Origin of the sequence: Embleya sp. NPDC020886, from assembly GCF_044333915.1 — a bacterium.
Lineage (GTDB): Bacteria > Actinomycetota > Actinomycetes > Streptomycetales > Streptomycetaceae > Embleya.
The window spans coordinates 446,365-459,471 of record NZ_JBIRRX010000004.1 but is presented as its reverse complement, the minus strand read 5'-3'; the positions used below and the strand labels follow the sequence as shown (position 1 = coordinate 459,471).

11 protein-coding genes are annotated in these 13,107 nt (G+C 71.2%); 7 read left to right on the top strand and 4 right to left on the bottom strand.

Going from position 1 to position 13,107, the window contains the following annotated elements; all coding sequences use genetic code 11:
- Positions 1-63 precede the first annotated feature (63 nt).
- The gene (locus ACH4U8_RS17100; RefSeq protein ID WP_395778592.1) at positions 64-1,296 is read right to left on the bottom strand and encodes a geranylgeranyl reductase family protein; all 1,233 of its coding nucleotides are present in this window, start codon (positions 1,294-1,296) and stop codon (positions 64-66) included.
- A gap of 105 nt (positions 1,297-1,401) precedes the next feature.
- Between ACH4U8_RS17100 and ACH4U8_RS17095 the strand changes: the two genes are divergently transcribed.
- Complete coding sequence (locus ACH4U8_RS17095) at positions 1,402-2,601, top strand: cation:proton antiporter (protein WP_395778590.1); 1,200 nt, start codon at positions 1,402-1,404, stop codon at positions 2,599-2,601.
- Positions 2,602-2,610: 9 nt separating this feature from the next.
- On the opposite strand, the gene ACH4U8_RS17090 is transcribed toward ACH4U8_RS17095, so the two are convergent.
- On the bottom strand, positions 2,611-3,828 hold the full coding sequence (locus ACH4U8_RS17090; RefSeq protein WP_395778588.1) for a spermidine/putrescine ABC transporter substrate-binding protein: 1,218 nt from the start codon (positions 3,826-3,828) through the stop codon (positions 2,611-2,613).
- Positions 3,829-4,021: 193 nt separating this feature from the next.
- On the bottom strand, positions 4,022-5,452 hold the full coding sequence (locus ACH4U8_RS17085; RefSeq protein WP_360304680.1) for a gamma-aminobutyraldehyde dehydrogenase: 1,431 nt from the start codon (positions 5,450-5,452) through the stop codon (positions 4,022-4,024).
- Positions 5,453-5,637: 185 nt separating this feature from the next.
- On the opposite strand from ACH4U8_RS17085, the gene ACH4U8_RS17080 reads away from it, so the two are divergent.
- The 4 genes from ACH4U8_RS17080 to ACH4U8_RS17065 all read left to right on the top strand — a co-directional run bounded on the left by ACH4U8_RS17080 (position 5,638) and on the right by ACH4U8_RS17065 (position 9,733).
- Positions 5,638-6,129 carry an Lrp/AsnC family transcriptional regulator gene (locus ACH4U8_RS17080; RefSeq protein ID WP_379989642.1) on the top strand — a complete coding sequence of 164 codons (492 nt, stop codon included), beginning with the start codon at positions 5,638-5,640 and terminating at the stop codon, positions 6,127-6,129.
- Positions 6,126-7,511 carry an aspartate aminotransferase family protein gene (locus tag ACH4U8_RS17075; protein WP_360304678.1) on the top strand — a complete coding sequence of 462 codons (1,386 nt, stop codon included), beginning with the start codon at positions 6,126-6,128 and terminating at the stop codon, positions 7,509-7,511. The genes ACH4U8_RS17080 and ACH4U8_RS17075 overlap by 4 nt, the downstream gene beginning before the upstream one ends.
- A 189-nt stretch (positions 7,512-7,700) precedes the next feature.
- Positions 7,701-8,357, top strand: a complete 657-nt coding sequence (locus ACH4U8_RS17070; RefSeq protein WP_360304676.1) for a pyridoxamine 5'-phosphate oxidase family protein — start codon at positions 7,701-7,703, stop codon at positions 8,355-8,357.
- Positions 8,354-9,733 carry an FAD-dependent oxidoreductase gene (locus ACH4U8_RS17065; protein ID WP_360304674.1) on the top strand — a complete coding sequence of 460 codons (1,380 nt, stop codon included), beginning with the start codon at positions 8,354-8,356 and terminating at the stop codon, positions 9,731-9,733. Before ACH4U8_RS17070 ends, ACH4U8_RS17065 begins: the two co-directional genes overlap by 4 nt.
- 58 nt (positions 9,734-9,791) lie before the next feature.
- Here ACH4U8_RS17065 and ACH4U8_RS17060 read toward each other — a convergent pair whose 3' ends face one another.
- Complete coding sequence (locus ACH4U8_RS17060; RefSeq protein ID WP_395778586.1) at positions 9,792-10,592, bottom strand: tyrosine-protein phosphatase; 801 nt, start codon at positions 10,590-10,592, stop codon at positions 9,792-9,794.
- 178 nt (positions 10,593-10,770) lie between these two features.
- Here ACH4U8_RS17060 and ACH4U8_RS17055 point away from each other — a divergent pair, with 178 nt between their 5' ends.
- Positions 10,771-11,523 (top strand): ATP-binding cassette domain-containing protein, encoded by a 753-nt coding sequence (locus ACH4U8_RS17055; protein WP_360304670.1) that lies wholly within the window; start codon positions 10,771-10,773, stop codon positions 11,521-11,523.
- A gap of 4 nt (positions 11,524-11,527) precedes the next feature.
- Complete coding sequence (locus ACH4U8_RS17050; protein WP_395778584.1) at positions 11,528-12,766, top strand: hypothetical protein; 1,239 nt, start codon at positions 11,528-11,530, stop codon at positions 12,764-12,766.
- Positions 12,767-13,107: the final 341 nt, after the last annotated feature.

Below are 13,107 nucleotides of genomic sequence, written 5' to 3'. Positions count from 1 at the left end.
GCACCCGCCCGCACAGGCCGGCCCCGGACCCGTGAAGGACGGTCCCGGGGCCGGCCGACCTCGTCAGTGGCCGGTCAGCGCCAGCACCCGCCGGGCGGCGGGCCGCTCCAGCAGGTCGGCGAACGTGGTCCGCCCCTGGACCACCTTGCGGAACACCCGCCAGCCCTGCGGCAGCGTGCTCACCGCGTGGTGCAACATCCCGGGGTGCCGCTCGAACACGCCCAGCAGGAGCCGGCCGGCGCGCATCTCGCGGCCCAGCACCGCGTCGATGTCCGCGTGATATTCGGCGCCGATCTTGTCCACCTCGGCGTCGGTGCCCACCTGGGCCACCAGCGCGGCCCGCTCCCCCGCCAGCCTGCCCGAGCGCAGCGCGTACGAGATGCCCTCGCGCGTCCACGGCTCCAGCAGCCCGGCCGCGTCGCCGGCCACCAGCACCCGGCCGCGCGAGAGCGGCGCGCTCTCCTTGCGACAGCGGGTCAGGTGGCCCGACTCGACGGCCGGCCGGAATCCGGCCAGACCGAGCCGGCCGATGAAGTCGCGCAGGTAGGCGCGGGTGGCCTCGCCCTCGCCCCGGGCGCAGATCACCCCGACGGTCAACGTGTCGCCCTTGGGAAAGACCCAACCGTACGAGCCCGGCAGCGGCCCCCAGTCGAGCAGGATCCGGCCGCGCCAGTGCGCGGCGACCTCCGGCGGCACCGGAATCTCCGCCTCCAGGCCCAGGTCGACCTGCTCGAAGGTGACCCCGACGTAGGCCGAGCTGCGTCCCGCGCTGCCGTCCGCGCCGACCACCGCGTGTGCCCGCAACAACTCGCCACCGGGCAGGGTCAGCGTCACCAGGCCGTCCCGCTCGGCCATCCGGGAGACCGCGACGCCCTCGCGCAGCACCGCGCCCGCGGCCACCGCCGCCCGGGTCAGCGCCTCGTCGAAGCGAGCCCGGTCGACCAGGCCGATCAGCGTGGTCCGGGCCGAGCGCACCCGCCGGCGGCGACCGCGCAGGGTGAATTCGACCTCGTGCACCAGGTCCTCGACCGGCGGCTCGAACCCGGGCGGAAGGGCGCTCTTGGAGGGGCCGATGATGCCGCCGCCGCAGGTCTTGTAGCGCGGCAGTTCGGCCCGGTCCAACACCAGCACCCGACGTCCCGCGCGCGCCGCGGCCAGGGCCGCGGACGCCCCGGCGGGGCCGGCTCCGATCACCACGACATCCCAGGTCACAGGCTCGGTTCCGGGGTCGGTACCGGAGTCGGCGGGCAGTTCGACGGCGGGCGCGGGGGTGGCCTCGGGGGAGCTGCTAGTCATGGATATCGACCCTAGTGCGTCCGTCCGGGCGGCTCTTGCCGGGAGGTCGGCCGCCGACCTGCGCGTCTGCCGGAATGCGCACCGGATGCGCATTATGCTCCGCCGGTGTCCCCCGACAGTGCGTCCCTTCTGATCGTCCTGGCCCTCGCCTTCGCCGCACCGCTCGTGGCCGATCTGCTCGGGCGCCGGATCCCGGTGCCCACGGTCGTGTTCGAACTCCTGCTCGGCGTCCTGGCGGGTCCGTCCGCACTGGACTGGGTGCACGAGGGTGCCGTGCTGACCTATCTGGCCGACTTCGGGCTCGCGTTCCTGATGTTCCTGGCCGGCTTCGAGATCGATCCGACCCGGCTCAGCGGCCGACCGCTGCGTCGGGCCACGCTGGGCTGGGCGCTGTCGCTGGTGGTCGGCCTGCTGTTCGGGCTGCTGCTGGTGTGGTCCGGCTCGACGATGTCCCGCCTGGTGGTCGGCCTCGCCCTGACCACCACCGCGCTCGGCACGCTGCTGCCGATCCTGCGTGACGCGGGTGCGCTGCCGACCCGGTTCGGCACCCAGGTGATGGCGATCGGCACACTCGGCGAGTTCGGCCCGATCGTGGCCGTGTCGCTGCTGCTGAGCGGGCGCAACGCGGGCGCCTCGGCGATCGCGCTGGCCTGCTTCGCGGCGGTGACCGTGGTGGTGTTCGCGTTCGCGCGCCGACCGTTGCCCGACTCGCTGGACCGGGTGGTCCGGGCCACGCTGCACTCCAGCGGCCAACTCGCCATCCGGCTGGCCGTGCTCGCGCTCGCGCTGTTGGTCTGGGCCGCGGACGAACTCGGCCTGGACCCCCTGCTCGGCGCGTTCGCCGCCGGACTGGTCATCCGGCTGCTGCTGTCCGACATGCCCGCCGAGACGCGCGAGACGGTCGCGGGCAAGCTGGACGCGATCGGCTTCGGGATGTTCGTCCCGGTCTTCTTCGTGATCAGCGGGGTGCGCTTCGACGGCCGGGCGCTGTTCGCCGACGCGGGCACGCTGGCCCTGCTGCCGCTGTTCCTGGCGCTGTTGCTGGTGGTTCGCGGGGTGCCGACGTACCTGATGGAGCGCGGCTCGCCGGCGGCCGTGCGGCTGGGCCTGGCCCTGTTCGCCTCGGCCGGTCTGCCGCTGATCGTGGTGATCAGCGGTATCGGTGTGGAGGAGGGCGAACTGCGCGCGGGCACCGCCGCCGCGATGGTCGGCGCCGGCATGGTCTCGGTGCTGGTGTTCCCGCTGCTGGGCCTGCGCGCCTATCGCGGCGCCGTCACCGCCGACCCGGCGCTGGCGGAGCGCTGATCCGCCGGCTCACAGGCCGATGATGTTCCCCCACGCCTTCTCCCAGCGCCGCTCCTCGTCCTCGGTGGTCTCGCGCATCCCGTGCAGCTTCGCGGTCATCTCGGCGTCCGGGAAGATCAGCGGGTTGGTCGCCGACTCGCGCATCTCCTGGTCCGAGGACTCGGCCAGCACCTGCTGCGCGGCCGGGACGGGACACACGTACGCCACGTAGTTCGCCAGTTCGGCCGCGACCTCCGGGTCGTAGTAGAAGTCCATCAGCTTCTCGGCGTTGGTCTTGTGCGCGGCCTTGTTCGGCACCATCAGGTTCTCCGACCACAGCTCGGCGCCCTCCTCGGGCACCACGAACTCGATGTCGGGGTTGTCCAGCTTGAGCTGGCCGACGTCGCCGGAATACGCCTGGCAGGCCAGGATGTCGCCGTTGGCCAGGCCCGAGGTGTAGTCGTTGCCGGTGAAGCTGCGGATGTGGTCCTTGTCCACCAGCTTCTGCATGCGCTCCATCACCTTGTCCACGTCCGCGTCCGCGAAGGTCTTGATGTCCGCGCCCTCGCCGAGCATCAGCAGCGCGACCGCCTCCATGAAGCCGGCGAACACGGTGACCCGCCCCTTGAGTTCGGGTCGCCACAGGTCGTTCACGGACCGGATCTCGCGGTCCACCAGCTTCTTGTTGTACGCGATGCCGGTCATCCCGCTCTGCCACGGCACGGTGTACTCGCGCCTGGGGTCGTAACCCGGGCTGCGCAGCGATTCGGCGAGGTTGGCGTCCACCTGCGGCAGGTTGGCCTTGTTCAGCTTCTGCACCCAGCCGAGCCGGACGAAGCGGGTGCACATCCAGTCCGAGATGACGATCGCGTCGCGTCCGGGCTCCTTGCCCGCCTGGATGGCCGGGTGGATCTTCCCGAAGAACTCGTCGTTGTCGTTGATCTCCTCCGAGTACCGGACCTTGATCCCGGTCTTGTCGGTGAAGGCGTCGAGCGTGGGGTGCTTCTGCTCGTCGTTCTCGTCGATGTCGATGTAGAGCGCCCAGTTGGAGAAGCGCACCACCTTCTCCTGCTCCGACCGGTCCCGGCCGCCGCGCTTGCTCTCCTGGACGTACGCGGAGGGCACGCCGCACGCGGCCAGGGTGCCCGCGGCCGCCGCCGCGCCGGTGCCGCGCAGGAACATCCGCCGGTCCACCCGGTGCCCGGCGATCCGCAGCGGGGACTGGGCGCGAGTGCGGGCGCGGGTCATCGGCGACTCCTTGGCGAATGCGGGGGTGGGGCCTGCTCCGTGGGCGGGGGACCGCACAGTGGCGTACAAAATGGCCCACCGCATCGTGGCGTCCGCCCACCCCCGACGGCAACACGCACCCTGTCAACCCTCGCGGAGCGGAGTTGACAGGGTGCGGGTGGGTCGTGCCGACGCCGCGGGCGCGGCGGTGGGATCAGGCGTCGTAGTTCGTCATCACGTGCTTGATCCGGGTGTAGTCCTCGAAGCCGTAGCCGGAGAGGTCCTTGCCGTAGCCGGAGTGCTTGAAGCCGCCGTGCGGCATCTCGGCGACCAGCGGGATGTGCGTGTTGATCCACACGCACCCGAAGTCGAGCCGCTTGGCCATCCGCATCGCCCGGCCGTGGTCCTTGGTCCACACCGAGGAGGCGAGCGCGTACTGCACGCCGTTGGCGTTGCCCAGCGCCTCCGCCTCGTCCTCGAACGACTGCACGGTGATGACCGGGCCGAACACCTCGTTCTGGATGATCTCGTCGTCCTGCTTCAGCCCGGAGACCACGGTCGGGGCGTAGAAGAAGCCCTTCTCGCCGACCTGGTGCCCGCCGGTCTCGACCTTGGCGTGCGCCGGCAGGCGCTCGATGAAGCCGCTGACCTGCTTGAGCTGGTTGACGTTGTTGACCGGGCCGAAGTACGCGTCCTCCTGCGGGCCGGTCGCCAGCTCCGCGGCGGCGGCGGCCAGCGCGGCGACGAACTCGTCGCGGATCGAGGAGTGCACTAGCACCCGGGTGGCGGCGGTGCAGTCCTGGCCGGCGTTGAAGAAGCCGGCACCGGCGATGCCCTCGGCCGCGGCGGCGATGTCCGCGTCCTCGAAGACCACGACGGGCGCCTTGCCGCCGAGTTCGAGGTGCACCCGCTTGAGGTCCTTGGACGCGCTCTCGGCGACCGACATGCCGGCGCGTACCGAACCGGTGATCGAGGCCATCGCAGGGGTCTTGTGCTCGACCATCAAACGGCCGGTGTCGCGGTCGCCGCAGATCACGTTGAACACGCCGGCGGGCAGGATCTCGCCCATGATCTCGGCGAGCAGCACGGTGGAGGCGGGGGTGGTGTCGGACGGCTTGAGCACCACGGTGTTGCCCGCGGCGATGGCCGGCGCGAACTTCCACACCGCCATCATCATCGGGTAGTTCCATGGCGCCACCTGGGCACAGACACCGACCGGCTCACGGCGCACCATGGACGTGTGCCCCGCCATGTACTCGCCGGCCGACTTGCCTTCGAGCATGCGCGCGGCGCCCGCGAAGAAGCGGATCTGGTCCACCATCGGCGGGATCTCCTCGGACGCGGTGAGCGCGCGAGGCTTGCCGGTGTTGAGACACTCGGCATCGATCAGTTCGTCGGCGCGCTTCTCCACCGCGTCGGCGATCCGCAGCAGCGCGAGCTGCCGCTCGGCCGGCGTGGTCTCGCTCCAGGTCTCGAACGCCGCCGCCGCCGCACGCATCGCCGCGTCGACGTCCCGCTCGCGAGAGAGCGGGGACGTCGCGTAGACCTCGCCGGTGGCGGGGTCGACGATGTCGAGCGTGCCGCCGTCCGCGGCGTCGGTGAACGTGCCGTCGATGTAGTTGCGCAGAGTACGCAGGTCGCTCATGTCCCAAGTCTCCTTCGAAAACGGGGCGGCACCGGCAGGACGGTGAGGGGGTCGATCCCGGCCTGGGTCGCGTTCCCAGCCTAACCGGATTGCTGTCGGTATCCGCATCCCCATCACGCACCAACAACTGAATCAGTTGTCTCGCTGAGCAAAGTCAACGGATTCCCTTGCGAAAGGCCCATCTGATGAGGCAGAGTGACCACGTGGCCGGTCGAGACAGAAACCCGAACGCTCCGGCCGACGCCGTGTCGAAGGCGATCATCGAGCAGCTCCAGGAGGACGGGCGCCGCTCATACGCCGCGATCGGCAAGGCGGTCGGTCTCTCGGAGGCTGCCGTGCGTCAACGCGTTCAGCGCCTGCTCGACCAGGGCGTGATGCAGATCGTCGCGGTGACCGATCCGCTGACCGTCGGCTTCCATCGCCAGGCCATGGTCGGGGTCCGTGTCGAAGGAGACATCGACCCCGTAGCGGACATACTGGCCACGATGAAGGAAGTGGACTACGTCGTCATCACGGCAGGTTCCTTCGACCTCATCGTGGAACTCGTATGCGAGAACGACGACCACTTGCTCGACATCATCAACAAGAGGATTCGAGCGATTCCGGGCGTACGGAGCACCGAGAGCTTCGTCTACCTGAAGCTTCGGAAGCAGACCTACCAGTGGGGTACTCGATGACACAGCAGTACGACAACGCGGCCCTCTCCAAGAGCGCCTACGACCACCTGTGGATGCACTTCACCCGCATGTCGTCCTACGAGAACGCTCCCGTGCCGACCATCGTGCGCGGTGAAGGCAGCTACATCTGGGACACCAACGGGCGCAAGTACATCGACGGCCTCGCCGGCCTGTTCGTCGTACAGGCCGGTCACGGCCGCACCGAGCTGGCCGAGGTGGCCCGCAAGCAGGCCGAGCAGCTCGCCTTCTTCCCGGTGTGGAGCTACGCCCACCCCAAGGCGATCGAACTGGCCGAGCGGCTGGCGAACCACGCCCCGGGCGACCTGAACAAGGTCTTCTTCACCACCGGTGGCGGCGAGGCCGTCGAGTCCGCGTGGAAGCTGGCGAAGCACTACTTCAAGCTGACCGGCAAGCCGACCAAGCACAAGGTCATCTCGCGGGCCATCGCCTACCACGGCACCCCGCAGGGCGCGCTGTCGATCACCGGCCTGCCGGACTACAAGGCGCCGTACGAGCCGCTGGTGCCGAGCACCTTCCGGGTGCCGAACACCAACCAGTACCGCAAGCCGGAGTTCCTCGCCGACTCCTCGCCCGAGGGCTTCGGCCGTTGGGCCGCCGACCAGATCGAGGTGGCGATCCTCAACGAGGGCCCCGACACCGTCGCCGCGGTCTTCCTGGAGCCGGTGCAAAACGCCGGCGGCTGCTTCCCGCCGCCGCCCGGCTACTTCCAGCGGGTGCGCGAGATCTGCGACCAGTACGACGTGCTGCTCGTCTCGGACGAGGTCATCTGCGCGTTCGGCCGCCTCGGCACGATGTTCGCGTGCGACAAGTTCGACTACGTGCCGGACATCATCACCTGCGCCAAGGGCATGACCTCGGGCTACTCGCCGATCGGCGCGATGCTCGTCTCGGACCGCATCGCCGAGCCGTTCTACAACGGCAGCGACAACGTCTTCATGCACGGTTACACGTTCGGCGGGCACCCGGTGTCCTCGGCCGTGGCGCTGGCCAACCTCGACATCTTCGAGCGCGAGGGCCTGAACCAGCACGTGCTGGACAACGAGTCCAAGTTCCTGGCCACGCTGCAGAAGCTCCAGGACCTGCCGATCGTCGGCGACGTGCGCGGCAACGGGTACTTCTACGGCATCGAGATGGTCAAGGACAAGGGCACCAAGGAGACGTTCAACGAGGACGAGGCCGAGCGTCTGCTGCGCGGCTTCCTGTCCACGGCGCTCTACGACAACGGCCTGTACTGCCGCGCCGACGACCGCGGCGACCCGGTCATCCAGCTGTCCCCGCCGCTGACCGCGGACCAGGGCGTGTTCGACGAGATCGAGCAGATCCTGCGTGGCGTGCTGACCGAGGCATGGACCAAGCTGTAGATCGAGCAGTGAACCCCGGCTATTCGACGAACCCTCAGTGAGTCTGCCGCCGTCGCGCACACGCCAGTGCGCGACGGCGGCAGACTCATATCCGGGATGAAATCGCCCGAAAAACCAAGAAGTACCGACATCACGACATCGAATCGCCCGCGCCGGCCCGCGCCGCGCTCGCAGCACCGAAGAGGCCCGATGAGCCACCCCACGCCCGGCTCCACCCCCCGTACCCGGATACGCCGCCTGCCCCACCACGCCGTGCCGGACCGGACCGCGCTGCACGCCGTGCTCGACGCCGGCCTGGTCGGGCACCTCGCGATCACCGACGAGCAGGGTCGGCCGTTCGTCCTCCCGGTCGCCTATGCCCGGGACGGCGAACGGGTGTTGATCCACGGCTCGACCGGCAGCCGGCTCTTCCGCGGCCTGGCCGAGGGTGCGCCGACCTGCCTGACCGTGACCCTGCTCGACGGCCTGGTACTGGCCCGCTCGGCGTTCGAATCGTCCATGCACTACCGCAGCGCGATGGTGCTCGGCTCGTGCGTCGTGGTGCCCGAGGACGAGAAGGTCGCCGCGCTGGACCTGCTCACCGACCGGCTGCTGCCCGGCCGCCGGGGCGAGTTGCGCCCGCACCGGGCCAAGGAACTCGCCGCGACGCTGGTGCTCGCCCTGCCCCTGGACGAGACCTCGGTGAAGATCTCGGCCGGTCCCCCGGACGACGCGGACGAGGACCTGGACACCCCGATCTGGGCCGGCGTGGTGCCGCTCACCGAGCGGTTCGGCGAGCCGGTGACCGCCCCCGACCTGCGCTTCGATCTACCCGCACCGGACTATCTGAGGAAGTGGCGACGATGACCACCGACTACCGGGACCTGTCGTTGTGGTTCGACACCCTCGGCGAGGACATCACGCCCCGACCGCCGCTCGCGGGCGACCTGGACGTGGACGTGGCCATCGTCGGCGCCGGCTACACCGGCCTGTGGACCGCGTACTACCTGGCCCAGGCGGACCCGTCGTTGCGGATCGTGGTCCTGGAACGGGAGGTCGCCGGATTCGGCGCCTCCGGCCGCAACGGCGGCTGGTGCTCGGCGCTGTTCCCCGCGTCGATGGCCAAGGTGGCCCGAAGCAGCACCCGCGAGCGGGCGATCGCCCAGCAGCGGGTGATGAACGCGACCGTGGACGAGGTCGGCCGGGTGGTCGCGGCGGAGGGCATCGACTGCGACTTCGCCAAGGGCGGCACCGTGGTGCTGGCCCGCACCCCGGTGCAATTGGACCGGGCCCGCCAACTGGTCGCGGACGAACACGCGTGGGGCTTCGACGACTTGGACGCCCGGCTGCTGGACGCCGCCGAGGCCCACGCGATGGTCGGCGCCACCGACGTGCTCGGCGGCACCTACACGCCGCACTGCGCGGTCGTGCACCCCGCCAAGCTGGCCCGGGGGCTGGCCGCCGCGGTGACCCGGCTGGGCGTGACCATCCACGAGCACACCCCCGTGACCGCGATCGAGGACGGTGTCGCGAGCACCCCGCACGGCCGGGTCCGGGCCGACGTGGTGGTCCGGGCCACCGAGGGCTACACCCCCGAGCTGGCCGGCTTCCATCGCGACCTGGCCCCGGTGTACTCGCTGATGATCGCCACCGAGCCGCTGCCGAAGTCGTTCTGGGCCGAGGCGGGCCTGGCCCGCCGGGAGAGCTTCAGCGACATGCGACACCTGATCATCTACGGGCAGCGCACCGCCGACGACCGGCTGGCCTTCGGCGGGCGCGGCGCGCCGTACCACTTCGGCTCCAGGGTGCGGCCCGAGTTCGACCGGGACGAGGGCGTCTTCGCCGAACTGCGTCGGGTGATCGCCGAACTGTTCCCGGCGATCGGCGACGCCGAGGTCACCCACACCTGGGGCGGACCGCTGGGCGTGGCCCGCGACTGGTACGCGAGCTGTGGCCTGGACCGCGCCCGCCGCCTGGCCTGGGCCGGCGGCTACGTCGGCGACGGCGTGGGCACCGCGAACCTCGCGGGCCGCACCCTCGCCGACCTGATCCGCGACGAGTACACCGAGCTGACCCGGCTGCCCTGGGTGCGACACCGCTCGCCCAAGTGGGAACCGGAGCCGCTGCGCTGGATCGGCACCAACGTCGGCCTGCGGGTGATGGCGGGCGCGGACGCCGAGGAGAAGCGCACCGGGAAGGAATCCCGACTCGCGCACGCGTTCGGCCGGTTCCTGGGCCACTGAGCCCCGGGCCACCGGACACACCGACGAAGCGGTGACCCGTGACCCGGGAACGATCGGGTCACCGCCCCCGGATGAGGCGACGCCAGGTCTCCAGATGCTCCGGCGCCGCACCCGCCTTGAGCAGGAAATCCGCCGCCGAGCCGTGCCGCTCGGCGAGCACGCGCAGGAACGTGTCGATCGAGGCGCGGGCCGCTCCGCGCATCGCCGGGGCCACCGGATGGGACGGGTCGATCCGCGGCTGCCGGGGCAACCGGTCGATCCGCTCGAACATCTCCACCAGGTGCACCTCGGTCTCGGTGTAGTCGGCGATGATCGCCTCCCGCTCCACCCCCGCGACCGACAACAGCAGCGCGACCAGGATCCCGGTCCGGTCCTTGCCCGCCGTACAGTGCACCAGCGCCGGCACCCCACCGTCACCGGCCAGGATCTCCAGCGAACGCACGTAGGACTCGCCGCCCCGCTCGGCCATCCGCATGTACAACAACCCCGCGCCGAACTCGTCCACGCTGCCCAGGTCGATGTCCTCGTCCAACTCCAGGCCCTGGGTCTGCCCCGCCGAGATGTCGCCGACCGCGGCCCGGTCGGCGGCCAGCGCCGAACGTCGGCCCAGCAGCGGCAACCGGTGCCGGGTCACGCCCGGCCACTGCGCGAGCGGCAGCCCTTCGCCGTCCGAACGCAGGTCCAGCACGTGGCGCACGCGGTAGGTGTGGGTCAGCCGATCGATGCCCGCGGGGGTCAGCAGATCCGGGGTCTCGCACCGCATCAGTACGCCCGTACGAGTGACTCCCCCGTCGATCAGCGGTAGGTCGCCGACGTCGCGGGCATTGAGGAGATCCGGAAGATCGAGTCGGCGGTTCATGTGCACCCCGTTCGGAACGCGTTCGATACACCTGTTCGCCTCATCATGGTGCGCGCGAACGTCCGCCGCCGGCAGCATTCCCCGAGTGAGGGGTTTGTCCTCCCTGCCGCAACCCGGCGACCGGATGCTCGTTGGAGGAGACGGGTGGCAACGAACGTTTCTCTGCGGGAGGTGTGCCATGTCCCTGTCGTCCCGCCCGGCGAGAGCCCATGAGCGGCGCGCCGTCGTCGCCGGCGTACCGACCACCCCGCCCGACAACGACATCCTGCGCGGCCGCGGGCTGACCCTGACCCAGGGTCCGGTCACCCTGCTGCGGGACGTCTCCGCGGCGGTCCGGGCCGACGAGACGTTCGCGATCACCGGTCCCGCCGGCGCCGGCAAGTCGGCGCTGCTCGCTTGTCTGTCCGGGGTGGTCGCCCCCGACTGCGGCGAGGTGTGGTTCAACAGCGGCCCGATGCACGTGCTCGACGAGAAGGGCCGGACCGCGTTGCGACGTCGGCACTTCGGGCTCGTCGACGGCCGTACCCGGCTGCTGCCGGAGTTGACCGTGGCGGAGAACGTGGCGCTGCCGCTGCTGCTGGACCGGGTCCGCCGGGCCGAGGCGTTCGCGATCGCCCGGCACTGGATGGATCGGCTGGACGTGACCGAGCACGCCGAATCCCGGCCCACCGGCCTGGGCCCCGCGTTGTTGCGCCGCGCGGCGGTCGCCCGGGCCCTGGTCACCCGCCCGGCCGTGGTGTTCGCGGACGAACCGGCCCACGATCTGGTGGGGGCCGAGTTGGACCACCTGATGCGGATCCTGGTCTCCGCGGTGCGCTCGCACGGGATGACGCTGGTGCTGGCCACCGCCCATCGGCGGGTGGCCGCACACGCGGACCACTGTCTGGCCCTGCGCGAGGGCCGCCCCGACCCGCATGCGGACGGGTGGTAGACCCGTGGCCCCCGCCGGCCGGTTGCGCAACGCGTGGCACGGCGCCTCCGGGGTCGACGCGGTGCGGGTGCTCGCCGGCGCGGCGGTGGCCGGCGCCGCCACGATCGTGCTGTTGTGCCTGCTGGCCTGGGCGCTGCCGGTCGAACCTCCCGGCCCGGCCCTGCTCGGGCCGGTGCTCGCGGCGCTGCCGGTGCTGGGCGCGGTGGCGGTGTTGGTCACGATCGGCCTTCGCCTGACGCTCCCGGGGCGGGCCGCCGACGCGAACCGGCGGAGTCGGGACTCGGTGGTGTCCGAGGTCGCGGTCACCGCCTTGGCCGGGTCGTTCGCCGGGGTGCAGGCGCATCTGGCGCTGCGCACGTTGCCGGCCGCACCGCCTGCCCCGGTCCGGCGCCTGCTGCTGATCGGCGCTTCGGCGCCCTGGCCGGGCGTGGTCGCGGTGCTCGCCGCGGTGCCCCTGGTCGCGGTGCTCGCCGCCGGCTACGCGACGGGGCGACCGTCGACCCGGATCCGGCCCCCGGTTCCGCCCTACGTCGGACCGCTGGTGGCGCTCGCCGGGCTGCTCGGCCAATACCTGATCGCCGACCCGGGCCATCCGGAGCGGTTGTCGCACGGCGCGGTGCCGGCGGCGCTGGCCGGCTACGGCGCGGTGCTGCTGGGGGCGGCGCTGACCGTGCCGTGGTTGTTGACCTGGCTGGGCTCGGGTTGGGCCGTGCGGGCGGGTCGGGCCTGGACGTTGTGCGCGGCGCGCCGGGTCGAGGCGAGTGCTCGCGGCCTGACGTTGCCACTGGGTCTGATCACGGTCGCGGTCGCGGTGATCACCACCAGCGGGCTCGCGGGCGACCACACACCGACCGGGATGGCCGACGCCCCGCTGTTCCTGATCATGACGACGGTGTCCTCGTGTGCGGCGGCGATGCTCTTCACGGTGGTCGTCGAGCACGGCCCCGCGCGCCGCGAGACCTCGCACACGTTGCACTCGATCGGCGCCGGCGAGCGGATCGATCGCCGCGCGGCCCTGGCCGCGCTGGTGGTACCGGTGCTGGTGTGCGTGCCGATCGCGATCGCGGTCGGCGCGCTGACGGCCTGGCCGGCGCGCGGCGAGGGGAATTCGTTCCCCACCATCCCCGCCCGCGCGGCCCTGCTGGGCATGGTGTGGACGGTCGGTCTGCTCACCCTCGCGCTGATCGCGGCGGTGGTGGTGACCCTGCGGGACGAACGGCCCGGCCTGCGCCGGGGAGCCTGAGCCGAGGTCGGGAAGCGCGCGAACGGACCGGGCGAAAAGCTCCGCCCCATCGGTCCGGACATGGGAAAACACTTCGAGCCCGGCGCGGCGTCCCCTTCCGCGACGGGCTCGAAGTGCTTATCGTCTCGGGGGCCACGCGACCCCGAGCCGTGCGCCGGATCGTGTCCCTTCGACCGGCGGCTTGGGCGTGCCACCGCCGGATCATTCGAACGGGGGGATCAAAGGATCCGGCGGCTTGGCACTGAGATCAGTCTGCCCTGGGGCGCCTAAGGATCCGATAAGGATTCGTTACCCGTTCTATATCGCCGCGCCGCGCACCCGTGACCTGTCCCGGATGTCCG